A 25,523-nucleotide genomic window follows, 5' to 3' on the forward strand; every position below is an offset into this window, starting at 1 on the left:
CGGGCCTGAACTCATGAACGAAACACGGACTTTGGAGAACCAAGTGACCGGAGCCACGATCTGGCTCACGGGTCTGCCGTCCGCCGGCAAGACCACCATCGCGTACGAGCTGGCGAACACGCTGCGCGCCGAGGGCCGCAAGGTCGAGGTGCTGGACGGCGACGAGATCCGCGAATACCTCACGGCGGGCCTCGGCTTCAGCCGGGAGGACCGGCACACGAACGTGCAGCGCATCGGCTACCTCGCCGAACTCCTCGCCCGTAACGGCGTGTTGGTGCTCGTCCCGGTCATCGCGCCGTACGCGGACAGCCGCGAGGCCGTCCGCAAGCGCCACCAGACCGGCGGCACCGGATACCTGGAGGTGCACGTGGCCACGCCCGTGGACGTGTGCTCCGTACGCGATGTGAAGGGCCTGTACGCCAAGCAGGCGGCAGGTGAGCTGTCCGGCCTTACCGGGGTCGACGACCCGTACGAGGCACCCGAATCGCCCGACCTGCGCATCGAGTCGCAGAACCAGACCGTGCAGGAGTCCGCGGCAGCGCTCCGTGCGCTGCTCACCGAGAGGGGTCTCGCCGCATGACGACCGTAGCTTCTTCCGTCTCCGAGGGCTCCGAGGAGACCGACAGCCCTTACGCGCTGAGCCACTTGGACGCCCTTGAGTCCGAGGCGGTGCACATCTTCCGCGAGGTGGCGGGCGAGTTCGAGCGGCCGGTGATTCTCTTCTCCGGCGGCAAGGACTCCATCGTCATGCTGCACCTGGCGCTGAAGGCGTTCGCCCCGGCCGCGATTCCCTTCTCGCTGCTGCACGTGGACACCGGGCACAACTTCCCCGAGGTCATCGAGTACCGCGACCGCACCGTCGAGAAGCACGGGCTGCGCCTCCACGTCGCGTCCGTGCAGGAGTACATCGACGCCGGCAAGCTGCGCGAGCGTCCGGACGGGACCCGTAACCCGCTCCAGACGGTGCCGCTGACCGAGAAGATCCAGCAGGAGAAGTTCGACGCCGTCTTCGGCGGCGGCCGCCGCGACGAGGAGAAGGCCCGCGCCAAGGAGCGCGTGTTCTCCCTGCGCGACGAGTTCTCCCAGTGGGACCCGCGCCGCCAGCGCCCCGAACTGTGGCAGCTCTACAACGGCCGGCACGCGCCCGGCGAGCACGTCCGCGTGTTCCCGCTGTCCAACTGGACCGAGCTGGACGTGTGGCAGTACATCGCCCGCGAGAACATCGAACTGCCGCAGATCTACTACGCGCACGAGCGCCCGGTCTTCAAGCGCAGCGGCATGTGGCTGACCGCCGGCGACTGGGGCGGCCCGAAGGACGACGAGACGGTCGAGACGCGGCAGGTCCGCTACCGCACCGTCGGCGACATGTCCTGCACCGGCGCCGTCGACTCCGACGCCACGACCATCGACAAGGTCATCGCCGAGATCGCCGTGTCCCGGCTCACCGAGCGGGGCGCCACCCGCGCCGACGACAAGATGTCCGAGGCCGCGATGGAAGACCGCAAGCGCGAAGGGTACTTCTAGACATGAGCACCACCACCTCCGCCGCCGAAGAGCTGGCCGGGCTTTCGGCGACGACCCTGCTGCGGTTCGCCACGGCCGGCTCGGTCGACGACGGCAAGTCCACGCTGGTCGGCCGCCTGCTGCACGACTCCAAGTCGGTCCTGACCGACCAGCTGGAGGCCGTCGAGCTCGCCTCCAAGTCGCGCGGCGCCGCCGAGCCCGACCTGGCCCTCCTCACGGACGGCCTGCGCGCCGAGCGCGAGCAGGGCATCACGATCGACGTCGCGTACCGCTACTTCGCGACCCCGCGCCGCCGCTTCATCCTCGCGGACACGCCGGGCCACGTGCAGTACACGCGGAACATGGTGACCGGCGCCTCCACCGCCGACCTCGCCGTGGTCCTCGTCGACGCGCGCAACGGTGTCATCGAGCAGACCCGCCGGCACGCCGCCGTCGCCGCGCTGCTGCGTGTCCCGCACGTCGTCCTCGCCGTGAACAAGATGGACCTCGTCGACTACGAGGAGCGGGTCTTCGCGAAGATCGCCGAGGAATTCACCGCGTACGCCGGGCAGTTGGGCGTGCCGGAGATCACCGCCATCCCGATCTCGGCGCTCGCGGGCGACAACGTCGTGGAGCCGTCCGCCAACATGGACTGGTACGGCGGCCCGACGGTCCTTGAGCACCTGGAGACGGTGCCGGTCAGCCACGACCTCACGAGCTGCCACGCGCGCCTTCCCGTCCAGTACGTGATCCGCCCGCAGACCGCCGAGCACCCGGATTACCGGGGCTACGCGGGGCAGATCGCGGCCGGCACGTTCCGCGTCGGCGAAGAGGTCACCGTGCTGCCCTCGGGCCGCACGTCGAAGGTCGCCGGAATCGACCTGCTGGGCACGGCAGTCGACGTCGCGTGGACGCCGCAGTCGGTCACCCTCCTGCTGGAGGACGACATCGACATCTCGCGCGGCGACCTGATCGTGCCGAGCCATGACGCGCCCGCCACCTCGCAGGACATCGAGGCGACGGTGTGCCACGTGGCCGACACCCCGCTCGTCGTCGGCCAGCGGGTGCTGCTCAAGCACACCACCCGTACGGTCAAGGCGATCGTCAAGGAGATCCCGTCGCGGCTCACGCTCGACGACCTCTCCCAGCACCCCGAGCCCGGCCGGCTCGTCGCCAACGACATCGGCCGGGTCAAGGTGCGGATCGCCGAGGCGCTCGCCATCGACTCCTACGCCGACTCGCGGCGCACGGGCTCGTTCCTGCTGGTCGACCCGTCGGACGGGACGACGCTCGCGGCGGGCATGGCCGGCGAGTCCTTCGCCTCGGCGGAGGACCCCAAGGCGCTGGTGGACGAGGAGGGTTGGGACTTCTGAGTCCCTGGTCGGCATGAACGCGAGCGCCTGGCTGCCGAGCACGCTCTCCGGCTTCGTCTGGACGAGCGTCTCGCGCGGGCTGCTCGGGTTCCTGCTCGCCCTGGCGGTCGGCACGCTGCTCGGGCTCGCCGTCTCCCGCATGCGGTTCGTGCGGGCGACGGTCGGCCCGGTCCTTTCGGCCCTGCGGTCGCTGCCGTCGGTGCTGTGGGTGCCGGCCGTGGTGCTGTGGCTCGGCCCGAGCGACCCGGTGCTGTACGGGGTGATCCTGCTGGGCGCGGCCCCCGCGATCGCGGCCGGCGTCGGGTCCTCGCCGTCCGCCTACCCGGCGGGGCTCAAGCGGGGCTGGGCGTTCACGTGGCGCGCGCTGCTGGCGGCACAACTGATCGCCTCGGCGCCGGGCCTCGACCGGTTCCAGGGAAGCGACCACGCCGCCTCGATGGTTCTCCTCACCGCCCTCCTCATCCCGACCGTCGGTATCGCCGTCGACCTGTTGATCCTCAGCCCGTTGGAGCGGCGCGCACAGCGCGGCCGCGGACTCCTCGTCAAGAACTGAGCGACCGATGAGCCACTCCCCCGTCCTTCTCGTCATAGCCCACGGCAGCCGCGACCCGCGCCATGCCGCGACCGTGCACGCCCTCGTGGGCGAGGTCCGGGCACAGAACCCCGGCGTGCGGGTGGAGACGGCGTTCCTGGAGTTCAACGTCCCTTCGGTGCATGGGGTGTTGGAGTCGCTCGCGGCGGACGGCGTACGCGATGTGGTCGCACTGCCCCTCCTGCTGACCCGCGCCTTCCACGCGAAGACGGACATCCCCGCGGTGCTGCGCGAGGCGCCGCGCGGGTTGCGCATCCACCAGGCGGAGGTCCTGGGCCCCGACCCGCTGCTCGTCGCGGCCCTCGAACGGCGCCTGTACGAGGCGGGGTTGACCCCCGCAGACAAGCCCACGACCGGGGTCGTCCTGGCCTCGGCGGGCTCCTCCGACCCGGAGGCGATCGCAGTGATCGCTGAAATCGCGCGGGAGTGGCGGCACACCGGTTGGTGCGCCGTGCGGCCTGCGTTCGCCTCCGCATCTCTGCCGCGCACGGAGGACGCCGTGCGCGAACTGCGGGCCCTCGGCTGCGAGCGGGTGGCGGTCGCCCCCTACGTCCTCGCGCCGGGCCGGCTCCCGGACCGGATCGTGGCGGGCGCGGCGGACGCCGACGTCCTGGCCGATGTACTGGGGGCCGCGCCGGAGGTCGCGCGAGTACTGATGGAGCGTTACGAGGCGTCCCTCGTCAGGGAATTGGCGGCAGTGAGCGCCTGAGCCGGGCTCGGACTCACCCGCACAGCTGCTCCCCCAGCTCGCTGCGCGCATACCGCACGCTCCGCCCGCTGCGCGTACGCAGCAGGAGACCGGCGTCGTACAGGATCGACAGGTGCTGGCTGACCGCGCCCGGGGTGACGTCGAGGCGGTGGGCGAGCTCCGTCGTCGACGCGGGTTCCGCGAGCAGCCGCAGGATGCGGGCGCGGGCCGCGCCGAGCAGCCGGGTCAGGGCCTCGCTGCTCGCCGGGGGCGGGGTCTCGGAGATGGTGGCGCGGCCGCGGGCCGGATAGCTGAGCAGCGGCGGAAGACCGGGGTCGATCATGGTGTGCGCGCCGTGGCAGAAGAGCGTGGGGACGAGGACGAGCCCGCGGCCCTCGATGGGGATGTCGGCCCCTGGCCAGGTGTGCAGGCTGTCGGTCTGTACGAGGGTGAGCGCGTCGCCGTCCCAGGAAAGCCGCCGGTCGAGGCTGGTGAACAGGCCGCCGACGCCCGCGTCCGCGAGCACCTTGCCTCGGTAGGTGAGGTCGGCCTCCAGGACGGACTGCACACGGGGCCACCAGTCCGGGGCGAGACACTCGTGCCAGTAGGCCTCCAGCGCGTCCGCGATGCGGTGGCGGAACGCGGCCGGGTCCGCGAGCCCCTCGCGCAACACCTGTGGCAGGCGGTCCGTCACCGTGTCGTAGGCGGCGGTGAATTCGGGCTCCAGGGTCTCGGGCGGCACGTCACGGATCCGGTCGAGCTGCGCGGTGAACGCGGGGCGCGGGCGCTCCGGGCGCGGCGTGAGGTAGTCGGGTATCCACAGGTGCGGTGCGATGAGGGCGCCGAGCAGTTCGGTGTCGAGGCGCCGGAAGGCCGGGGCGAGGCGGCGCAGCCAGGGCCGCTGGTGCGGATAGCGGGCGGGGTCGCGCCAGCAGCGCAGCGAGTACACGGCCTCCTGGAGGGGCGAGTACGCGAAGGACGTACGGGCGAGGTCGCCGACGACGAACCGGAACTCGATCACGGCTCGCCCCCTCCCGCCCTCTCGTCTCCCCCACCACCCTTTAGCGCCACGCTAAAGAAATGTCGCGGCGCCCGGAACCCCGCTTCCCTGTGGGCATGACCACTTCACCACCCCGCTCCACCGGTCCCACCACGCGTTTCGCCGGGATGCTGCCGACCGTGCCGGTGCTGCGCCGGCTGTCGCTGCTCACGCTCCTCAACGCGTTCGGGCGCGGGCTCTTCTTCCCGGTGAGCGTCCTGTACTTCACGCGGTTCGTGGGCCTGAGCGCGACCTCGGTGGGCGTGGGGCTGTCCGTGGCCGGGGTGTTCGGGCTCGCGGCGGGGGTGCCGGCGGGGCGGGCGTCGGACCGGTGGGGGCGGCGGCCGGTGCTGACCGGGCTGTGGATCGGGTGCGGCGTGGCGCTCACGGCGTACACGCTGATCGGCTCGTACGCCTCGTTCCTGGTGACGGCGATCTGCTACGCCACGCTGAGCCAGGGCAGCATGGGCGTGCGCAACGCGCTGTACGCGGACGTGCTGCCCGCCGGGGAGCGCGTCGAGGGCCGGGCGCATCTGCGGATGGTCACCAATGTGGGCATGGGTGTCGGCGGAGCGTTCGGCGCGCTGGCGTTGCAGCTCGACAGCCGGGCCGGCTACACGGCCCTGATCCTCGTCGACGCGGCGGCCTTCGTCGGGTCCGCGGTGATGGTGCACCGGCTGCCGGGTGGTGCGGGGCGACGGCCGGTGGCGGACACCCCGGCGGAGAGCCGGTGGCGGGCGGTGCGCGATCTGCCGTTCCTGGCGGTGACGTTCCTGAACGCCGTACTGGCCCTCCAATACAGCCTGTTGGAGGTGGGGCTGCCACTGTGGATCGCGCAGCACACGGAGGCGCCGACGTGGACGGCGGCGCTCGTCATGGTCCTCAACTGTGTGCTGGTGGCGCTGCTCCAGGTGCGGGCGACGCGCGGTGTGGAGGATCTGCCGGGTGCGGTGAAGGCGATGCGGCGCTCGGGGCTGCTGCTCGCGCTGTCCTGCGCGTTCTTCGCCTTCTCGGCGGGGGCCTCGCCGCTGTGGGCGCTGGGCGTTCTGGTGGTCGGCGCGGTGGTGCAAGTGCTCGCCGAGGTCTTGCAGGCGGCGGGCGGCTGGACCGTCGGCTACGGCCTCGCGGACTCCCGGGCGCAGGGCGTCTACCAGGGCGTCTTCAACTCCGGGCAGGCCGCGGCGACGATGGCCGCGCCCGCCCTCGTGACGGTCACCGCGATCCGGCACGGCACTGCGGGCTGGGCCGTGCTCGGGGTGCTGTTCGTGGTGGCGGGGCTCGGGGTGGGGCCCGCCGTGCGGTGGGCACGGCGGGACTCCCAGTGGCGCGGCGAGTGAGCCGTGAGTTCAGCGCGGGTCGCGGCCGCTGAGCGCGAGGGCCTTCGCGTACACGGACGCGTCGTCGCTCACGTCGACGGGCGCGGCGAAGCCCTCGTACTGGCGGTACAGCTCGGCGTTCGCCTCCACGACCTGGAGGAGCAGGGCCGCCGCACCGTCCGAGACGCGGAACTCCTGCCCGGTCGCGGTGGCCACGTCCCAGCCGTGCAGGATGAGTTCGGCCCACAGCAGCGCGGCGACCTCGGGTGCGGGCTGCTTGGCGAAGCCGAGGTCGACCTCGCCCTCCCAGACCGCCGGTTCGGCCCAGGCGGCGACCGCCCGGTCGAGGTCGGCGGCGTACGTCGCCGCCCAGTCCTCGTCGGCCGTGAGGTCGCGCGAGGTCAGTTCCTCGGGCAACTGGGTGCGCAGCGCCCGGTGTTCCATGCCGTGCGAGGTGTACACGGTCCAGTGGTTCACGAGCGTCCGCACGTCCCAGTCGCCGCAGCCGGAGGCCGCGTCGAGCCGGTCGGGCTTGACGCCGGCCGCGACGCGAGCGGCTTCGGTGGCGCTCTCGGTGAGGTACGGGTACACGGTGTCCATGCGGAGTTCGTTCATGCCGCTGACGCTACGGCGACCGGTACCCGCTCCTCTTGAACAAACGCGACAGGGCGGGAGACCGCACTACGGCGCGCAGCGCGCGTCCACCGCCGCGACAAGGTCCGCCACGCTCGTCTCCCCGGCCGAACGCCCTTCCCTCGCCGCCTCGTTGGCGAGTTCCTGCAGGACGTCGTTGACCGGTGTCGGCACCCCGTGCAGGCGGCCGAGCAGGGCGATCTCGCCGTTGAGGTAGTCGGCCTCGATGCTGCCCGCGCCGCGCTGGAGGGACTGCCAGGAGGAGCCGCCGCCGCGCGGGGCGCCGTCGAAGGGCTCGAAGCGGATCTTGTCGGCGCGGGCGGCCTTCTCCTCGTCCGGGCTCGCGTACGCGACACCGGCGGCGTCGAGCACGGCCTCGCCCTCGGCGCGGGCCCTGCGGAAGAGGGCGAGGGCCTCGTCGCTGGTGAGGACGCCGGAGACCGCCTCGATCGCGTTGGCGAGGTTGGCGAGGAGCTTGGCGTACTTCCAGCGCATGACGTCGTCGACGACGGGCGCTTCGAGCAGCCCCTTCTCCAGGTCGGCGGAGATCGCGCGGGCGGTCTCGTCGCTGCCTGAGGGGTAGCGGCCGAGGTGCAGCATGCCGGAGAGCGGGGCGCCCTGGGCGCGGACGACGCCCGGCTCGACGAACGTGGCGGGCAGCCACACGCACATCCCGTACACGCGCTGGAAGGTGCGCAGGGCCAGCCGCTCGCTCTCCACCCCGTTCTGCGCGCAGACGAGAGGCAGCCGCCCGGCCGCCGTGCCGCCGCCCTCGACGGGGCGCGGACCCCACGCGGCGAGCGCCGCCGCGCTGTCCTGTGTCTTCACGGCGAGGATCAGCACGTCGTCGGCGCGCAGCGCCCCGAGCGCCTCCGGGCCGTCCACGACCGGGAGTTGATGGGTGTGCGGGCCGTCCGGCGTCTCGACACGCAGGCCCTTGTCGCGCAGCGCCTCGTACTGGCTGCCGCGCGCGACGAGCACGACGTCACCGTGCCCCGCCTGCGCGAGCCGCCCACCGATGACGCCGCCGACCGCTCCTGCTCCGATGATTACGTAGCGCATACACCGACCTTTTCACGGACGTGCCCGCTATGGGGCCGTGAGTTCCACGAGCTTCGTCACGGTGTTCCAGTTGCGACTCGTCGCGATCAGGCCCTTGTTGAGCGCAGGCCGGGACAGCTGGGCCCCCAGCTTCGAGACGCCGAGGCCCTGGGGAGCGTAGAGGTAGAGGGCGCGGTCGCCGATGCGGAAGTCCTCGGGGGCGTACGCGGCCGGGTCCACGGCGGCGAACCGCTCGGCGGTCACGGGCTCCGAGAAGTACGTGACGTGCAGCTGCTTGGCCTCCAGTTCGGCGGCCGGGAACGGACAGTCCGCCATGACCGCCTTCAGGTAGGCGTGGCGGCGCACGAGAACGTCGACGGTGAAGCCGAACTCGCCCTCGATCGCCGTGCCGATCGCGGCCGCGAGCGCCTCCTCGTCACCGCCGTCCGGCGCGGTGAAGGCGACGTTGCCGCTCTGGAGGTAGGTGCGTACGTCGGTCAGGCCCAGGCCCTCGATCACCGGCCGCAGCACGGCCATCGGCACCTTCTTGTTGCCGCCCACGTTGATGCCGCGCAGCAGCGCGGCGCAGCCCTCGGCCATCGTCCCCTGAGTCATGCGGACACGATAAGCGCACACGGCAAGGCGGCCGCCGTTCCCCGTGGGGGTGGGCACGGCGGCCGCCGGTCATCGAGCCGAAACGTTTACTCGACGACCTTCAGGAGCTTGTTCGCGGTGCCGTCGGACGCGTTCTTGATGGCGTCCGGGGTGGCCCCGTCGGTGAGCGCCTTGGCGACGTCGGCCGGGGCCGCGTCCTTGTGCCCGGCCAGGTAGACGGCCGCCGCGCCGACGACGTGCGGGGTCGCCATCGACGTACCGGAGATGGTGTTGGTGGCGTCGTCCCCGGTGTTCCAGTCGGACGTGATATCCGATCCAGGCGCGTAGATGTCGACGACGGAGCCGTAGTTGGAGAAGTCCGACTGCTCGTCGTCCTTCGTGGAGGAGGCGACCGTGATGGCCTCCGGGACCCGGGCGGGGCTGGACTGCGAGGCGTCCGCCGACTCGTTGCCCGCCGCCACCGCGTAGGTGACACCGGAGTCGATGGACTTCTTGACCGCCGCGTCGAGCGCCTCGTCCACGCCGCCGCCGAGCGACATGTTGGCGACGGAGGGGCCCTGGTGGTTCTCGGTCACCCAGTCGATGCCCGCCACGACCTGCTCGGTGGTGCCGGAGCCCTGGTCGTCGAGGACACGGACGGCGACGATCTTCGCCTTCTTGGCGACACCGTGCGCCTCACCGGCGATGGTGCCGGCGACGTGCGTACCGTGCCCGTTGCCGTCGTCGGCGCTGTCGTCGTTGTCGACGGCGTCGAAGCCGTAGGAGGCCCGGCCGCCGAAGTCCTTGTGGCTGATCCGCACGCCGGTGTCGATGACGTACGCCGTCGCGCCCTCGCCCGCGCTGTCCGGGTACGTGTACTTGCTGTCGCCCGCGGTGTCCGCCTGGTCGATGCGGTCCAGACCCCACGACGGCGGGTTGTCCTGGGTGGCGTCGATGTGGAACTTCTTGTTCTGGACGACCTTCGACACGGAGCCGTCGGCCGCCAGGCGCTTGGCCTCGGTGTCCGAGAGGCCGCTCGCCGAGAAGCCGTTGACGGCGGAGCCGTAGTTCCGCTTGAGCGTGCCGCCGTACTCCTTGGCCAGGTCCTTCTTGGCGGAGGCGCCCGCCTTCTGGTCGAGCAGCACGATGTAGCTGCCGGACACGGCGCCCTTGGCGTCCTGCCCGTAGACCTTGCCCTCGGCGGGGGCCGCGGTGGCGGAGAAGCCGCCGAACATGGTGACGCCCACCGCTGTAGCCGCCGTGGCTATGGCCGCGGTGAGCTTCATCGTGCGCGCATGCTGGTTTGTTGCCATGAAGAGGGATCTCCTCAGTGGTGTGTGGGGGGAATGCCAGCGCCCCAGGACGAACCCTCGCGAAGGTTGTCAAACTCCGGAAGATGTCCGGGGGTTGAGACGAAACCCTGACCGATTGACGCGATCAGATCAAGACCTACATGAACCTGTGACGTGCTCAACAAGGTTTCGTAATAACAAATCGGGCGGTAGCGGAGATTCGGATCAAGGTTCGACGGTTCATCCCTCGATGGCTCAACCCCCAATAGATGTAGGGGACTCGGGTCATCCTCCCCGGGGACCCCCGCCTCCCGGACCTCACCGAACAGCACGACGAACCGGCCTTATCCCGGCCATACCTTCGAATCCGGAGGTGGACCTGATGGCCAGGAACGGGGAACGGCCGGAGCCCCGGGTGCGCGGATTCGCGGCCCGGGCCGGCGGATGGAGCGCCCGGCACAGGTGGGCGGCGGTGGGGATCTGGGTGCTCTTCGTCGTGGTGGCGATGGGCCTCGGGTCCGTCGCGGGGCGCGTGGACGTCTCGGAGGACGACCAGCTCAAGGGGGAGACCAGCCAGGCCGCGCGGATCATCGACGACGCGGGCATCGACGAACCGGCGGGCGAGACCGTGCTCGTACAGAGCAAGGACGGTCGCCTGCGGGCGACCGCGCCCGAGTTCAGGGCCGCGGTCGCCGACGTGACGAAGGCCGTCGAGGGCACGGGCGAGGTGACCGGCGTCCGCTCGCCGTACGCCGCCGACACCCGGACGATCTCGAAGGACGGCCGCACCGCGCTCGTCCAGTTCGACATGCGGGGCGACCCCGACACCGCGGCCGACCGGGTCGAGCCGGTCCAGAAGGCCGTCGCGGGCGTCGCGGACGACCATGACGCGCTGCGGATCGAGGAGATCGGCGCCGCGAGCATGAACAAGACCTTCGACGACGCGTTCGGCGAGGACTTCCAGCGCGCCGAGTACTCGGCGGTGCCGGTCGCGCTCGGCATCCTGCTGATCGCGTTCGGCGCGCTCGTCGCGGCGCTGCTCCCGGTGGCGCTCGCCGTCACGGCGATCATGGCGACGATGGGCCTGATGGGCATCGTCAGCCACTTGCAGCCGATGAGCGAGACCGCCAACTCGGTGATGCTGCTCGTGGGCCTTGCGGTCGGCGTCGACTACTGCCTGTTCTATGTGCGGCGCGAGCGCGAGGAACGGATGAAGGGGCACGACCCGCAGACGGCGCTGCGCGTCGCGGCGGCCACCAGTGGCCGGGCGATCATCGTCTCCGGGGTCACGGTGTGCGTGGCGATGGCGGGCATGCTGTTCACCGGGCTCGCCGAGTTCCAGGCGATGGGCCTCGCCTCGCTGATGGTGGTGGCGGTCGCGATGGTCGGCTCTGTGACCGTGCTTCCGGCGCTGCTCTCGCTGCTCGGGGAGCGGGTGGAGAAGGGACGGATCCCGTTCCTGCACCCGACGAAGCGGCGGGGCGGCAACGGCGATGGGGCCAATGGAGAGGGCGGCAGCCGCTTCTGGAGCCGGGTGCTGACCGTCGTACTGGCGCGGCCCGCCGTCTCCGTCGCCGTCGCGGTCGTCGCGCTGCTCGCGATCGCCGCGCCCGCGCTCGGCATGAAGACCCAGAACCTCACCCTGGACCAGGAGTTCGGCGACTCGCTGCCGATCGTGGCGACGTACGACCGGGTCAACGCGGCGTTCCCGGGCGGCTCGGATCCGGCCGAGGTGGTCGTGAAGGCCGACGACATCAACGCCGCCGAGGTGCGCGCCGCCCTCGCCGACTTCCGCGCGCAGGCCGTGAGTTCGGGCGCCTCGCGCGGCCCTGTCGAGGTCACCGTGCACCGGGACGCGAACGTGGCGGTCATCGACGTACCGCTCGTGGGCGGGTCCGATCAGGACAAGGCCGAGCAGAGCCTCGCGCTGCTGCGCGACGAGGTGCGGCCCGCCACGTTCGGCGAGGTGGACGGCGCCGAGGCGCCGATCACCGGTCAGGTCGCGGGGTCGAAGGACTTCAACGACCAGATCGTCGGTTCCGTCGTCCCGGTCTTCGCGTTCGTCGTCGCGTTCGCGTTCCTGCTGATGCTGCTCTCGTTCCGCTCACTGACGGTCGCGATCACATCGATCGTGCTCAACCTGCTGTCGGTGGGCGCCGCCTACGGGGTCCTCGTCGCCATCTTCCAGCACGGCTGGGGCGCCTCGCTGGTCGGCGCGGAGGGCGTGGGCGCCATCATCGCGTGGCTGCCGCTGTTCCTGTTCGTGATCCTTTTCGGCCTGTCGATGGACTACCACGTGTTCGTGGTGTCCCGGATCAAGGAGGCGCGTCTTCAGGGGCGTACGAACCTCGACGCGATCCGGCACGGCGTCGTCACCACCGCGGGCGTGGTCACCAGCGCGGCCGTCATCATGGTCGCCGTGTTCAGCATCTTCGGGACGCTGTCCATGCAGTCCATGAAGCAGATGGGCGTGGGCCTCGCGGCCGCGATCCTGATCGACGCGACCGTCATCCGCGGAGTGCTGCTCCCGGCCGTGATGGCGCTGCTCGGGGAGCGCAACTGGTATCTGCCGAAGTGGCTGCGCCGGATGCCGGACCTGACGCACGACGAGGCGGGCATGGAGCCCGCCCCGGTCCCGCGCGAGGGCGGTGAGGAGGTGCGCGTCTGACGACGCGCGATCCGTCCTCCCGCCGGTCCGAGGGTCTGTCCGCCGTGTCGCGTCACGCGACGGTGGACAGGCCCTCCTCCTTGGCCTCCTGGAGACCGCCGTCCTGCTCCCCACCGTTACTCGCCGCCAGAGCGTCCCGCTCGCGGCCGTCCTTCTCGAAGGCCTCCAGCGTGCGGCCGAAGTCGCGCGTCGACAGCAACAGCTTGTAGACGATGGCGAGTTCGAAGACGAGCAGCAGCACACCGGCCACGACCGTCGCCCCGATGACCTGGTCGATCAGCGGTCCGACGATGAAGACGGCCATCTGGAACTCGATGCCGCTGATCAGGTGCGTACGGATGCGGTGGCGCAGCAGGAAGGACCGGAAACGCAGATAGACCGGGAAGCGGCTGCGGAACTCCTGGTGCAGGTCGACGACCTTGGGCCGCGGGGCCGGCTCGACGGTCTCGACCGCCCCCGCCTCCGTCTGCGTCTCCGTCCCCGTCTCCGTCTGCATCGCCGGCTCGACGGAATCCGACTGCTGGGCCGCGCCGTCCTCCGTGGCGGCGGCCGCCCCGCGCAGGTCCTGCTCGATGTCCGCGGACGGGTTGGCCCGCAGCAGGTCCTCCATGAAGGCGACGTCGTCCGCGTTCTGCGCGCGACGGGCCGCCCGCATGCGGGCCTTGATCTGCTTGCGCATCGTGTGCCGGGTCTTGAAGATCTCCAGCGAGTTGATGTAGCGCAGCCCGTCGAGGAAGACGACGACCACGGCAAGCCAGACGTAGATCAGCTCGCCGGTGCGGTGGAACTGGCCGCCCATCAGCGCCACGGCACAGGCCATCACGCGGACGCGGTCGAAGATGTAGTCGAGCCAGGCGCCGAACACGGAGCCCTGCCCGGTCAGCCGGGCGACCTTGCCGTCCATGCAGTCGAGCACGAAGCTCAGGTGGTAGATCAGCGCTCCGGCGATCAGCCAGCGCCAGTCCCCCATCGCGAAACAGCCGGCCGCGCCGAGCCCCAGGATCAGGGCGCCCCAAGTGATCTGGTTCGGCGTGATGCGCGTCCAGCGCGCCGTGACCCGCACGAGAGGAGTGGCGATCGGATCGACGAGCAGCACGGTCCACCACGCGTCACGCTTTTTCTGGGTGATGCGCCGCACTTCGGGCAATGACGGTATGTCTCGGGGCATGAGGCGCGCCAGCTTCCTTTGTTCAAAAGTAGGTTCACCTCACCGTAAGAATCCGTTCTGAAGAAGTTCAAGAACGTACGAACGCAACCTTTACTGGGGGGTATCGGTCGTACGTGACAGGCGAGTCAATTTCGTTATCTGTTACGCACACGCTTTTCACGGAACGGTGGAACCGTTCCGTGAAAAATCGCGTCTACCCAACCCCGATGCCAAAGCTGACATCAGGGGCCGGCGTCAGGGGCGCAGTTCGGCCTCGATGAGGTCGGCCGCCTGCCGCGTCCCGCCCTCGCCGGCCATGTCCTGCTGAACGGCGGCGAGTCGGCGCGCCACTTCCGGGTCGTCGACCAGCGCGAGGACTGCCTCCCGGAGCGTCTCCGCGGTCGCCTCCTCCATGGGTACGTGCCGGGCGACGCCGAGCCCCTGGAGGATGTCGGCGTTGCCGAACTGATCGACGGCCTGCGGCACGGCGACCATGGGCGTCGCCGTGGCCAGGCCTTCCTGGCTGCCACCGGCACCGGCGTGCGTGATGAAGGCGTCGGCCTTCTTGAGGATCGCCAGCTGCGGCACCCACTGTCGCACCTCCACGTTGCCGGGGACCGCCCCGAGGTCCTCGGCGGTGACATGCTTGCCGACCTGGAGCACGACATGCCAGCCCGGCAGATCACCGAACGCCTTCACGCACTCCCGGTAGAACTCGGGCTGCTTGGTGAACGACGAGCCGAGCGACACGAGCAGTACGCGCTCGGCGTCGGCGGGGCGCTCCCAGTCACCCTGCGCGGACCGGTCGCCCTGGCAGGCGCCGACGAAGGTGTTCTTCTTCTCGTCGACCCGGTCGGCATTCGGCTGGAGGGCCTTCGGAATGAGGACGAGGGTGCGGTCGTAACGGCCCCAGAATTCATCGGCCGTCTTCGGTACGCCGGACTCCTTGAGCCACGCGTCGAACTTCTCGTAGTAGGCCTTGCCGCGCGCAGTCTTGCGGGGCTCCTCCCACATCGGCTTCGCGACCTCCTCCTCGTATCCCTCCCAGGCGACGAGGTTCGGCGAGAGCGTCACGGCGGGCACGCCCCAGCGGTGGGCGAGGACGCCCGCCGGGTACGAGGTGATGTCGTGGATGACGAGGTCGGGGACGCCGACGCCGCCCTCGCCCGCGCCGTCGCCCTCGTATGCGGCGATGAGTTGGGGCAGCACCTCGATCGCGTCGTTCAGGAACGGCTCGACGTTGTCGAGCAGCGTCGTCCCCCACGCCGACGGGTCGTCGTCGGGGCCGGGGAGCGTGGTGCGGAAGAGGACCGGCTCGGCGCCGGTCTCGGCGATCCTCTCCTCGAACAGGTGCGGGATCGCGTACGTGACGCGGTGCCCACGGGCGACGAGCTCCCGGATCACTTCGAGACTCGGGTTCACGTGCCCGTCGAGGGCGTTGGAGAACATCGCGATGTGGGCACGTTTGCCGTGGTTCGGGTTCGTCATGGGCCCACCGTAAGCGAGACGAGACGTCTCGTGCAACTGGTTAGTGGTGCAGTGCGCCCCAGAGCCGCAGCCACTGATCCGGTGCGGCCCGACCGACGAGGGCGCCGGGCGGGATTCCGGCCTCCCGCAGCGCCGCGTCGACCCGGCGGCGCGGGTGGGCGCGGGTCAGGGAGGCGCGCAGGCTGCCGCCGACCCCGGAGAACCCGAGCGTGACGAGCCGTTCGTACCCCGGGTACTCGGCCGGGGCCAGCAGCGGCGTCGCCCTGCGCTCGATACGGAGCACGCCCGCGTCGACCCGTGGGGCCGGGCGGAACGCGGTGCGCGGCACCCGGCCGAGCAGCCGCCACTCGAAGTGCGGCCAGGTGAGGACGGTGCGGCGGGTCCAACTCCCGTAGTCACCCGTGCGTTTGCGGGCGTACTCGAGCTGGGTGAGCAGCACGGCGCGGGTCAGCGCGTCGGCGCGCAGGCACCAGTCGACGACGTCGGACGTCCGGGAGAACGGCACGTTTCCCGCGACGGCGAACGGCGACCGGGGCGGCCGCACCGCGAGAAAGTCCGCGTGCCGTACGCGGACGTGGTCCTGCCCGGCGAACCGCTCGCGCAGCCGCGCGGCGAGCCGCCCGTCGATCTCGTACGCGACGAGGTCCGGGGCGCGACGGGCGAGCGGCGCGGTCAACGCGCCGTCCCCTGCGCCCACTTCGAGCAGCAGCGGGGTGGGGTCGGGTGTCGCCAACCGTGCGAAACGGTGCGCGGCGGCGCGGTCGGCGAGAAAATTCTGCGAGAGGGCACGCGAAGTGCGGGCACGCGAACGCGACGTGCCGGTGGAACGGGCGGCCATGGCCTGCGGTCCTTGTCATCCGTACGGAAAGAGGGCGGATGAAGGCGCCGACCGGCACCGCGATCAGCCGCGCACGCTCATGTGCGCGGGGTTCGCGGAGTTCGCGGAGTTCGCGGAGTTCGCGGAGTTCGCGGAGGCGGGACCGGTCAGAGCGCCGGGCCGACGCGCAGCCGAGTGGCGTGCGCGCAGCCCTGAACCTGGCGGGTCACCGAAACGGCCATCATGGCTGCGCTGCACATGCCCCACATGCTGGTGGAACGCCCCGCGGCCCGTCCACCGAATTAACGCGGGGTGCGAGACTGACCCCCGTACCAGGTGAGACGCAGGAGGCACAGGATGGACGAGGCACGGGCACGGGACGTGCTGGCACAGGCGGATGTCGTCGACGGCGCCGCCGCCACGGCGGAGCTGATCGCGCTCGGTGAGAACGCGGTGTTCGGCGTCGGCGACCTCGTCGTCAAGATCGGCCGCAGCATCGAGCACGGCGGCACCGAACTCCTCGACCGCGCCCGCCGCGAACTGGCCATCGCCTCCTACCTCGCCGGGCACGACGTCCCCGCGGTGCGCGCCGCGAAGGACGAGGCGCTCGTCGTGGACGGGCACCCGGTGACCGTGTGGCACCGGATCCCGGCGGCCGTCCGCCCGGCCGAGCCGCGTGATCTGGCGGAGCTGCTCAAGCTGGTGCACGCGCTGCCCGCGCCGACCGGTTTCGAGCTGCCGCGGCGGGAGCTGCTCGGCGGGGTCGAGCGCTGGCTGCGGCTCGCGGGCGACGCGATCGACCCGGCCGACGCGGACTATCTGCGCGAGCGGCGGGACGGGTTCGCGGCGGCCGCCGCGGCGCTGACCCCGCACCTGCCGCCGGGGCCGATCCACGGCGACGCGCTGCCGCGCAATGTGCACATCGGGCCCGAGGGACCCGTCCTCGTCGATCTCGAGACGTTCTCCTCCGATCTGCGGGAGCACGATCTGGTCGTCATGGCCCTGTCGCGGGACCGGTACGGGTTGCCTGCGGCGGCGTATGACGGGTTCGTGTCCGCGTATGGGTGGGATGTGCGGGAGTGGGAGGGGTGTGCGGTGCTGCGCGGGGCGCGGGAGACGGCGTCCTGTGCGTGGGTTTCGCAGCACGCGCCGTCCAACCCGAAGGCGTTGGCGGAGTTTCGGCGGCGGGTCGCTTCGCTGCGGGACGGGGACCCTGCGGTGCGGTGGTATCCGTTCTGAGGTCGTCGTGCCTGCGGCAGGCTCGGGGGCTTCGCCCCCGGACCCCTACTCCTCAATCTCCCCCAGCTAACGCTGGGAGGTGCCCCCTGAGGGGCTCGGTGTGGCGGACGGGCTCGATATCGGTATCTCGCGCATCGGCCACACCGTGTCCACCACCGCGTCCGGGTTGCCCTTTCTGCGGAGGAAGTTCTGGAAGTCGGCCGCCGACTCCGCGAACCACTCCACCTGTCTGCGATGCAGCTCGGCCACCCCGAGCTGCGCGACCTTCGCGTGCCGCTCGCCTATCGCGCGGGCGAGGAGCGCCGCGGCCAGGGCGTCCGCCGAGGCGTCGTGCGCGGCGTCGAGCGGGACGCCGTACTCGGTGCAGACCGCTTCGAGGTTGCGCTTGCCCCGCCGGTAGCGGTCGACGGTGCGGTCGATCGTGTAGGGGTCGACAACCGGTGCCGGCTCGACCCCCGCGAGGCGCTCACGCAGGGACGGCAGCCCGTGCCTTGCGAGCTCGGCGGAGAGCAGGGTGAGGTCGAACGTCGCGTTGTACGCGACCACGGGGACGCCCGTGCGCCAGTAGCCCACCAGGATCTCGGCGAGGGCGTCGGCGACCCGGGCGGCCGGCTCGCCCTCGGCGGCCGCCCGCTCGTTGGTGACGCCGTGCACCGCGATCGCCTCGTCCGGGATCCGCACTCCGGGGTCGGCCAGCCATTGCCGGTGACCGAGGACCGCGCCGTCCTTCACCTCTATGACGGCGGCGGTGACGATGCGCGCCTCGCGCGGATCGGTCCCGGTCGTCTCCAGGTCGAAGCCGATCATCAGCTCGCGGTGCCAGCCCATGGCAGCCCCCTTCTTCGTGGTGCGTTCCCCCGATGACCAACACCTTCGCACGCCCCACTGACAATCGGGCCGGACCCCCGTCGGAGCCCGGCCCGATCCGAACGACAGGCCCTACGACACCGGCCGCGCGTCCGCCCAGGCCTGCTCGAATTCGTCGCGGTACGTCACGAAAAGGCCGTTCTCCCCGGTGTCCGACGACGCGCTCGCCTTGACGATGCGTCCCCCGCCGCGCAGCACGAGGACCGGCGCCTCCATCCCCCGCGTCCTGCGCAGATAGGACTGGACGACCGCGATGCCGTCCGAGCCGTCGCCGTCGACGAGGTAGGCGTTGAAGCGGGGCGTCTCGTCGAAGACGCGGATCTCGAAGGCGCCCGGGTCCTTGAGGCGGGCCCGCACCCGGCGCATGTGCAGGATGTTCATCTCGACGGAACGGCTCAACTCGCCCCGCTTGATACCCAGTTCCCGTTCGCGCCGCTTGACCGCGCTGGACGCCGGATTGAGGAAGAGGAGCCGTATCCGGCAGCCCGACTCGGCGAGGCGGACCAGGCGGCGGCCCGAGAAGTTCTGCGCGAGCAGGTTGAGGCCTATGCCGATGGCGTCCAGGCGCCGCGCCCCGCCGAAGAGGTCCTCGGCGGGGAACTGGCGCAGCAGCCTGACCCGGTCGGAGTGCACCCCCACCACGTCCGCGTACCGGTCGCCGACCAGTTCCTCGACGGCGTCGAGGGGCAGCCGGCGGGCCGAGGGCACGTCGGAGCCGGCGCCGAGTATGTCCAGGAGGCGGGAGGAGGCGCGCTCGGCCTGGGCGAGGACGGTCTCCGAGAGGGCGCGGTTGCGGGAGACCACGTTGCGCGTGACCTCCAGCTCGTCCAGGGCGAGCTCGACGTCGCGGCGGTCGTCGAAGTACGGCTCGAAGCACGGCCAGTGCTGCACCATCAGCTCGCGCAGCTGCGGCAGGGTGAGGAACGACAGCACGTTGTCGTCGGCCGGGTCGAGGAGATAGCCCTTGCGGCGGCTGACCTCGCGCACGGCGACGGCCCGCTGCACCCACTCCTGCCCGGCGGGCCCCGCCGCCGCGACCACCCAGTCCTCGCCGTGCACGGGCGCGTAGACGGGGCGGAGCACGGCGGCGACGACGGCGCGCAGCCGCTGCTCCACCAGGTTCAGCCAGATATAGGCCCGCCCCGCGCGTTGCGCGCGCGTACGGACCTCGCTCCAGGCGTCGGCGCCCCAGTCCAGTTCCGGTCCGATCTGGGACGCGACGTCCATGGGCCTGGCCAGCGACACCGCTCCGGGCGGGATCTCCGTGGAGGCTGCCTCCTGGCTGTCCTGGCCCTCGTGACCGTCGTCACCAGGGGGCAGCTCCAGCCCTCCCGAGCTCACCCGCTCCGCACCGCCTTCCGCTCCCCCGAGCTTGTCGAACCCGAACTGTGGAGCACATCCCCCAGCAACGATCAAGGAAGGGTACTCCGGGAGCGGGTGGCGATGCAGCCGGATGAGGCCGCCGGTTTCTCAACTGCCGTTTCGGGGAACCCCGTTCTGCCCCGCGAGGTCGGCCGGAGTGAGCGGATTCATAGCGGTCACGTCCCTGGGGGCCAGCGAAAAGCCCTGCCAGTGCACCGGCATGGGCTGCTGGTCCTCGTCACGGGCGATGTGGTGGAACCCGATGTTGACCCAGGTGATCGGGTGCTTGAGCGTCTGACCGTTCACCCACTTGTTGACGCTCGTGCCCCCGCAGTTCGCCGCCGGATTGTCGCTCGCGTACTGCTCGCACTTCTTGTACTCGGTGAAGTAGACGTCGTGCTTGGTGAAGGCACGTCCGGGGAAGCGGTTCGAGCGGCCGGGCACGAACTCGTACGACCTGGGGTGGTTGTCCTTGTTCTTGCCCGCGGTGGAGACCACGCGCCACCACCGCATGTCCTTCACGTCGCCCGCGAGTTCCTTGGTGACGGGGGTGCGGGTCGTCTTCGTGGTGGGCGATCCGTCGCCGTTCGGCGGGGTCACCTTGGAGTCGTACTGCTCGACCTTGGCCTTGGGCGAGCCGTCCAGGCCGAAGTTGAGCCGCCAGAAGACGTTGTGGCTGTGGCTCTCCGCGTAGGCGCTCGCGCCCTTGCCGATCGGCCAGCCCTTGCCGTCGGTGCCGTCGTAGTCGTACGGGGAGAGGCTGCCGGTGGCGCCGATATTGGACGTGATGGTGCCGTCGGAGGCGAAGCGCCACTCGGTGATGTACTCGTACCAGGAGGCCTTGTTGACCGTGTAGACGAGCAGGTCCTTGCCCTGGGACTGGTAGACCTTGCCGCTGCCGCCGGTCGAGTAGTCGTCGCTGAGCCGGTACGCGTGACCGCGCGCACGCGTGGTCGTGCAGAGCCCCTTCACGTTGCCCATGTCGGGGACCTTGACGGTCTTGATGGTGCCGCCGGGGCATTCGGCGGCCTTCAGGTTCTGCAGGGCCTGCCCGAAGTCGGTGCCGGTGACGTCGTCGTACTCGGCTTCCCCGTCGTCGTAGGGGACATGGACCTGCGCGAGCCGTGCGCTGGTGAGGACGCGGATCGGCTGCGCCTCGCCCTTGGGCTGGTAGCTGACGTCGTCCAGGACGAGCCCTGCCAGCGTGTTGTAGTGCCAGCACATGCGCCAGGTGGTGCCGCCGTCGAGGGTCTGCTCGATGCGGTACGCGTCCGAGCAGGCGGGCGCGGCGGCAGCGGGCGCCTGTGGCGGGGCGGCCGTGGCGGCGGGTGCGGTGGCGAGGGTGCCGGCGAGCAGCGCGGTGACCGCGAGGCCCGTGGCGACTGCGGCGGGCCGGATGCGGGCGCGCAAGAGTCTTGTGACGTGCATACGGAAGCGCTCCTTCATGGAGGAGAAGTCGGTGAGGTCCTCAGCCGAGGCGGGAGACGGTGCGGGCGCTCAGGTCGACGATCAGGGCGCGGGTGTCGATCCACGGCCCGTTGACGACCTTGGTGATGACGCGCAGGCAGCGGTGCTCGCCGCACTCCTTGAGACCGGCCGGGACATCGGCGACGGTCTTCTTGCGGAACACCATGCCGCTCAGCTGCAGTTGGTCCGGCTTGGTGAGCTGCTTACCGGTGGCGTCCTTGTAGTCGCCCTTCAGGTCGGCGCCCAGCGGGTCCGCGATCAACAGCTGCGCGGCCTCTGCCAGTTCACCCTGGCTGGGCGGCGGCTGCACGCCCTGGTCGGTCCTGCTGTCCTCGACCTTCCCCGTGTCGAGGTTCACCGTCTTCGTGACGACGGCGTCGCTCTTGTAGTCGTAGTACACGACGTCGGCACGGCGTTCGCCGGCGGCGGCGTCGCTGAGGCCGGGGTCGACCTCCGTCAGGTTCGTCGACAGATGCTGAGGGCCCCGGTCGCCCTCCACGTCCCGCGCGTCCATCCGCAGGGCGTTGCCCGCCGTCGCCAGCTTCTCGGCACGCTCCGTCTCGGCGTCCGTGAGCGGATCGCGCCCCACCCCCTTCGCGCCCTGTTCGGGCGCGGGCTCCACGGTGCCCTCCGGGGCCACCGCGTCCCGCGCCGCGGCCCCCGCCCTGGTCATGTCGCTCCCGCCCTCATCAGGCAGTGTCACGCCGACCGCGACGGCGCCGCCCGCGATCGCGAGCGCCACCACCGCCATCAGCTTCCCCAGATGGCGTCTTACAGCTGTGCGCACATCTTCCCCCAACTTCCCCGGCAGCCCCGGCCTGGGGCATGCCGGACCGACATGGTCGCCGTGTAAGAGGGCGCCAACTCCCGTGTGGTTGCCTCACTTTCGGGCAGAGACTGTCCGATGCCGCCCGGACCGCCGGGCCAATGGGGTATCCCCTGGTCTTGGATAGTCGGGAGCTCGGGAAGGAAGAGCGTCAGCATGCAGGTCTGGCCAGGACAGGCGTATCCACTGGGTGCCGCGTACGACGGCGCCGGGACGAACTTCGCGGTCTTCTCGGAGGCCGCCGACCGTATCGAGCTGTGCCTGTTGCACGACGACGGCTCGGAGACCGCGGTGGAGCTGCGGGAGGCCGACGCCTTCGTGCGGCACGCCTATCTGCCGGGGATCATGCCGGGGCAGCGCTACGGGTACCGGGCGCACGGCCCGTACGAGCCCGCGCGCGGCCTGCGCTGCAACTCGGCGAAGCTGCTCCTCGACCCGTACGCGCGCGCCATCAGCGGGCGGATCGACTGGAACGAGTCGGTGTACGGCTATCCGTTCGACGCACCGGACGAGCGCAACGACCTGGACTCGGCGCCGCACACGATGGCGTCGGTGGTGGTCAATCCGTACTTCGACTGGGGCGACGACCGGCTGCCGCGCACGGAGTACCACGAGACGGTGCTCTACGAGGCGCATGTGAAGGGCCTGACGATGCAACACCCGGCGCTGCCGGAGGAGTTGCGCGGTACGTATGCGGCGCTCGCGCATCCGGCGGTCATCGACCACCTCACGGAACTGGGCGTCACCGCCCTTGAGTTGATGCCGGTGCACCAGTTCGTCAACGACCACCGGCTGGTCGAGATGGGGCTCAACAACTACTGGGGCTACAACACGATCGGCTTCTTCGCTCCGCACAACATGTATGCGTCGTGGGGCGACCGCGGCGAGCAGGTCCTGGAGTTCAAGTCCGCGGTGCGGGCGCTGCACCAGGCCGGAATCGAAGTCATTCTGGACGTCGTCTACAACCACACGGCCGAGGGGAACCACCTGGGTCCGACGCTGTCCTTCAAGGGGCTCGACAACCCGTCCTACTACAGGCTGACCGACGATCCGCGTTACTACATGGACACCACGGGGACGGGAAACTCGCTCCTGATGCGGTCCCCGCACGTACTCCAGATGATCATGGATTCGCTGCGCTACTGGGTCGAGGAGATGCACGTCGACGGGTTCCGCTTCGACCTGGCCGCCACCCTGGCCCGGCAGTTCCACGAAGTGGACCGCCTGTCGTCGTTCTTCGACCTCGTGCAGCAGGACCCGGTGGTCTCCCGCGTGAAGCTGATCGCGGAGCCCTGGGACGTCGGTGAGGGCGGCTACCAGGTGGGAAATTTCCCGCCCTTGTGGACCGAGTGGAACGGCAAGTACCGCGACACCGTGCGGGACTTGTGGCGGGGTGAGCCGCGCACGCTCGCCGAGTTCGCGGGCCGGCTGACCGGCTCCTCGGACCTCTACCAGGACGACGGACGCCGCCCGCTCGCCTCCATAAACTTCGTGACCTGCCACGACGGTTTCACTCTGCGCGACCTGGTGTCGTACAACGACAAGCACAACGACGCCAACGGGGAGGGCAATCGCGACGGCGAGAGCCACAACCGGTCGTGGAACTGCGGCGCCGAGGGCGACACCGACGACCAGGCGGTGCTCGACCTGCGGGACCGCCAAATGCGCAATTTCATCGCTACGTTGATGCTGTCGCAGGGCGTCCCGATGCTCAGCCACGGCGACGAGTTCGGGCGCACCCAGAGCGGCAACAACAACGCCTACTGCCAGGACAACGAGGTGGCGTGGGTGCGCTGGGCCGACCCCGACGACGCACCGGACCCGTTCCTGGAGTTCACGCGCGCGATGGTGCGGCTGCGCAGCGACCACCCCGTGTTCCGCAGGCGGCGCTTCTTCCACGGCCGTCCGGTCGAGGGCACGCACGACGACCTGTCGGACATCGCCTGGTTCACCCCGGAGGGCGAGGAGATGACGCAGCAGGACTGGGGGGCGGCGCAGGCGCGCGCCCTGTCCGTGTTCCTCAACGGCAACGCGATCTCGGAGCCGGGCGCGCGCGGTGAGCGCATCCAGGACGACTCGTTCCTGCTGCTGTTCAACGCCTCGCCGGAGCCGATGGATTTCGTCGTTCCGGTCGACCACGGGCGCCAGTGGCAGGCCGTCGTCGACACGGCGCTGGCCGAGGGCCTTTCGTCGGGCGAGGGCCCGAAGGTACAGGCCGGCGACCGGGTCACCTTGCAGGGGCGCAGCCTCACGGTGCTGCAGCGGCCGGCGTAGCGGTCTCGCCGGCCGCCTGGAGGGGCCGTACGCGCAGCGCGACGAGGAAGGCGAGCCCGGCGGCCACGCTGCCCACCGCGAAGGCGGCAGCGGCCCCGTGGGCCTGCGCGAGACGGCCCGCCACGGCGAGCGTGACGGCCTGTCCGCCGACGAACGCGCTCACGGCGGCCGTCATGCCCTCGCCGAGCCGTTCGCGCGGCACGGCCTGCTCGGTGAGCCCGAACCCGGTGATCAGGTTCGGGGCGAACAGGGCGCCGAAGACGGTCACCGCGACGTACAGGAGCGCCATGGAGTGCGTGACGAGGAGCGGGAGCGACAGGACGGCGGCGGCCGCGGTGGCGACGCGCCAGCGGGCCCGCAGCGTGAACCGGGCGGGCACCGCCGCCATGGACAGGCCGACGACGGCGCTCATGACGCCCATGGCGGCGTAGACGAGCCCCGCCTGGTCGCCGTGCCCCAACTCCTCGGTGAGCGCGGTGATTCCGGCGCCGCAGCCGCCGAGCAGGATGCCGAGAAGGACGAGCCCGACACGCACCACATGGACCTGGCGCGGCAGCCGTGGCCGCTCCGCACGCGCGCGTGGCCGCGTCCCCGCCGCGGCGGGCGGCACCGCCGTGGCGGTCGGGTGCAGCGCGAACGCGGTGCCGCAGACCGCGACGAGGAGCGCGGCCGCGCCGAACGCGTAGGCGGGGTGCGCCACTACGGAGGCGATCCCGATGAGCGCGGGGCCGAGGACGAAGCTGAGCTCGTCCATGGTGGACTCCAGGGAGAGCACGGCGTTCACCACCCGCTCGTCGCCGCCCTCCCGGCGCACGAGCGCGACCCCGCGGGCGCGCGCGAGCGGCCCGATGCCGGGGACGGTGGCGCCCACGAGGACGCCGAGCGCGATCAGGGCGGAAGTCGGCAGGCCCGCGAGCGCGGCGAGCGTGTAGACGGCGATCGCGAGGCCGTTGAGCAGCGCGAAGACGAGGACGACGGGACGCTGGCCGCGCCGGTCGGCGAGCCTCCCTACGAAGGGCCCCATGGCCACCTGGCCGAGCGCGAGGGCGCAGGCGACCACGCCTCCGGTGGCGAGGGAGCCACTGGTGCGGGTCACCAGCAGGACGCTGCCGAACTGGATCACCGCGACCGGCAGCCGCCCGAGGAAGGACACGACGGGCAGCGGGCGCCCCGTAGCAGCGAGCACCCTGCGGTACGCGTCGAGCGTTCCACCGGCCTTGTTGGATGTACCAGGCATCGTCCGACGTTAACGAGGCACGCGCACCCGCATGCATGCAGTGATGACACGAAAGGCGGC

At 71.0% G+C, this 25,523-nt stretch carries 21 protein-coding genes and 1 pseudogene; 9 read left to right on the forward strand and 13 right to left on the reverse strand.

What is annotated here, in order from left to right; translation table 11 throughout:
* Positions 1 to 13: 13 nt before the first annotated feature.
* From cysC to ACOKM3_RS11830, 5 genes and pseudogenes are all read left to right on the forward strand, one after another.
* A complete protein-coding gene (cysC, locus tag ACOKM3_RS11810) occupies positions 14 to 580 on the forward strand; it encodes an adenylyl-sulfate kinase (RefSeq protein ID WP_426899674.1) in 567 nt (188 codons plus the stop codon).
* A complete protein-coding gene (cysD, locus tag ACOKM3_RS11815) occupies positions 577 to 1,524 on the forward strand; it encodes a sulfate adenylyltransferase subunit CysD (protein WP_426899676.1) in 948 nt (315 codons plus the stop codon). The genes cysC and cysD overlap by 4 nt, the downstream gene beginning before the upstream one ends.
* 2 nt (positions 1,525 to 1,526) lie before the next feature.
* The gene (locus ACOKM3_RS11820; protein WP_426899678.1) at positions 1,527 to 2,876 is read left to right on the forward strand and encodes a sulfate adenylyltransferase subunit 1; all 1,350 of its coding nucleotides are present in this window, start codon (positions 1,527 to 1,529) and stop codon (positions 2,874 to 2,876) included.
* A gap of 19 nt (positions 2,877 to 2,895) precedes the next feature.
* A pseudogene (locus ACOKM3_RS11825) lies at positions 2,896 to 3,429 on the forward strand (ABC transporter permease); the annotation flags it as partial.
* Positions 3,430 to 3,436: 7 nt separating this feature from the next.
* Positions 3,437 to 4,177 (forward strand): sirohydrochlorin chelatase, encoded by a 741-nt coding sequence (locus ACOKM3_RS11830; RefSeq protein ID WP_426899680.1) that lies wholly within the window; start codon positions 3,437 to 3,439, stop codon positions 4,175 to 4,177.
* Positions 4,178 to 4,190: 13 nt separating this feature from the next.
* On the opposite strand, the gene ACOKM3_RS11835 is transcribed toward ACOKM3_RS11830, so the two are convergent.
* Positions 4,191 to 5,177 (reverse strand): ArsR/SmtB family transcription factor, encoded by a 987-nt coding sequence (locus ACOKM3_RS11835; RefSeq protein ID WP_426899682.1) that lies wholly within the window; start codon positions 5,175 to 5,177, stop codon positions 4,191 to 4,193.
* A gap of 95 nt (positions 5,178 to 5,272) precedes the next feature.
* Between ACOKM3_RS11835 and ACOKM3_RS11840 the strand changes: the two genes are divergently transcribed.
* On the forward strand, positions 5,273 to 6,532 hold the full coding sequence (locus ACOKM3_RS11840; protein ID WP_426899684.1) for an MFS transporter: 1,260 nt from the start codon (positions 5,273 to 5,275) through the stop codon (positions 6,530 to 6,532).
* 9 nt (positions 6,533 to 6,541) lie between these two features.
* On the opposite strand, the gene ACOKM3_RS11845 is transcribed toward ACOKM3_RS11840, so the two are convergent.
* The 4 genes from ACOKM3_RS11845 to ACOKM3_RS11860 all read right to left on the reverse strand — a co-directional run bounded on the left by ACOKM3_RS11845 (position 6,542) and on the right by ACOKM3_RS11860 (position 10,092).
* Positions 6,542 to 7,126: a TIGR03086 family metal-binding protein gene (locus ACOKM3_RS11845; protein ID WP_426899686.1), complete on the reverse strand. Its 585-nt coding sequence runs from the start codon at positions 7,124 to 7,126 to the stop codon at positions 6,542 to 6,544.
* A 66-nt stretch (positions 7,127 to 7,192) separates the two neighbouring features.
* Complete coding sequence (locus tag ACOKM3_RS11850; protein ID WP_426899688.1) at positions 7,193 to 8,206, reverse strand: ketopantoate reductase family protein; 1,014 nt, start codon at positions 8,204 to 8,206, stop codon at positions 7,193 to 7,195.
* Positions 8,207 to 8,233: 27 nt separating this feature from the next.
* Positions 8,234 to 8,800 (reverse strand): DUF1697 domain-containing protein, encoded by a 567-nt coding sequence (locus tag ACOKM3_RS11855; RefSeq protein ID WP_426899690.1) that lies wholly within the window; start codon positions 8,798 to 8,800, stop codon positions 8,234 to 8,236.
* Between the two features lie 86 nt (positions 8,801 to 8,886).
* A complete protein-coding gene (locus tag ACOKM3_RS11860) occupies positions 8,887 to 10,092 on the reverse strand; it encodes a S8 family peptidase (protein WP_426899692.1) in 1,206 nt (401 codons plus the stop codon).
* A 361-nt stretch (positions 10,093 to 10,453) separates the two neighbouring features.
* On the opposite strand from ACOKM3_RS11860, the gene ACOKM3_RS11865 reads away from it, so the two are divergent.
* Positions 10,454 to 12,739, forward strand: coding sequence for an MMPL family transporter (locus ACOKM3_RS11865; protein ID WP_426899693.1), 2,286 nt, complete (start codon positions 10,454 to 10,456; stop codon positions 12,737 to 12,739).
* Positions 12,740 to 12,791: 52 nt separating this feature from the next.
* Here ACOKM3_RS11865 and ACOKM3_RS11870 read toward each other — a convergent pair whose 3' ends face one another.
* From ACOKM3_RS11870 to erm, 3 genes are all read right to left on the reverse strand, one after another.
* Complete coding sequence (locus tag ACOKM3_RS11870; RefSeq protein WP_426899695.1) at positions 12,792 to 13,907, reverse strand: CDP-alcohol phosphatidyltransferase family protein; 1,116 nt, start codon at positions 13,905 to 13,907, stop codon at positions 12,792 to 12,794.
* Between the two features lie 234 nt (positions 13,908 to 14,141).
* Positions 14,142 to 15,374, reverse strand: coding sequence for a macrolide-inactivating glycosyltransferase (gene mgt, locus ACOKM3_RS11875; RefSeq protein WP_426899697.1), 1,233 nt, complete (start codon positions 15,372 to 15,374; stop codon positions 14,142 to 14,144).
* 40 nt (positions 15,375 to 15,414) lie between these two features.
* Positions 15,415 to 16,212, reverse strand: coding sequence for an ErmE/ErmH/ErmO/ErmR family 23S rRNA (adenine(2058)-N(6))-methyltransferase (gene erm, locus ACOKM3_RS11880; protein ID WP_426899699.1), 798 nt, complete (start codon positions 16,210 to 16,212; stop codon positions 15,415 to 15,417).
* 336 nt (positions 16,213 to 16,548) lie between these two features.
* Here erm and ACOKM3_RS11885 point away from each other — a divergent pair, with 336 nt between their 5' ends.
* Positions 16,549 to 17,430 (forward strand): phosphotransferase enzyme family protein, encoded by an 882-nt coding sequence (locus ACOKM3_RS11885; RefSeq protein ID WP_426899700.1) that lies wholly within the window; start codon positions 16,549 to 16,551, stop codon positions 17,428 to 17,430.
* 66 nt (positions 17,431 to 17,496) lie between these two features.
* Here the strand turns inward: ACOKM3_RS11885 and ACOKM3_RS11890 are convergent, their stop codons facing one another.
* The 4 genes from ACOKM3_RS11890 to ACOKM3_RS11905 form a co-directional block, all read right to left on the reverse strand.
* Positions 17,497 to 18,258, reverse strand: coding sequence for a 3'-5' exonuclease (locus ACOKM3_RS11890; RefSeq protein WP_426899701.1), 762 nt, complete (start codon positions 18,256 to 18,258; stop codon positions 17,497 to 17,499).
* Positions 18,259 to 18,369: 111 nt separating this feature from the next.
* On the reverse strand, positions 18,370 to 19,638 hold the full coding sequence (locus ACOKM3_RS11895; RefSeq protein ID WP_426899703.1) for an SAV2148 family HEPN domain-containing protein: 1,269 nt from the start codon (positions 19,636 to 19,638) through the stop codon (positions 18,370 to 18,372).
* Positions 19,639 to 19,767: 129 nt separating this feature from the next.
* The gene (locus ACOKM3_RS11900; RefSeq protein ID WP_426899704.1) at positions 19,768 to 21,087 is read right to left on the reverse strand and encodes a copper amine oxidase; all 1,320 of its coding nucleotides are present in this window, start codon (positions 21,085 to 21,087) and stop codon (positions 19,768 to 19,770) included.
* 40 nt (positions 21,088 to 21,127) lie between these two features.
* The gene (locus ACOKM3_RS11905) at positions 21,128 to 21,913 is read right to left on the reverse strand and encodes a Tat pathway signal sequence domain protein (RefSeq protein WP_426899706.1); all 786 of its coding nucleotides are present in this window, start codon (positions 21,911 to 21,913) and stop codon (positions 21,128 to 21,130) included.
* Positions 21,914 to 22,108: 195 nt separating this feature from the next.
* Here ACOKM3_RS11905 and glgX point away from each other — a divergent pair, with 195 nt between their 5' ends.
* On the forward strand, positions 22,109 to 24,226 hold the full coding sequence (glgX, locus tag ACOKM3_RS11910) for a glycogen debranching protein GlgX (protein ID WP_426899708.1): 2,118 nt from the start codon (positions 22,109 to 22,111) through the stop codon (positions 24,224 to 24,226).
* Here the strand turns inward: glgX and ACOKM3_RS11915 are convergent.
* Entirely contained in the window at positions 24,201 to 25,463 is a 1,263-nt protein-coding gene (locus tag ACOKM3_RS11915; RefSeq protein WP_426899709.1) for an MFS transporter, read from the reverse strand. The genes glgX and ACOKM3_RS11915 overlap by 26 nt on opposite strands.
* Positions 25,464 to 25,523 lie beyond the last annotated feature (60 nt).

The sequence above is a fragment of the Streptomyces nidicola genome, from assembly GCF_050106155.1.
Lineage (GTDB): Bacteria > Actinomycetota > Actinomycetes > Streptomycetales > Streptomycetaceae > Streptomyces.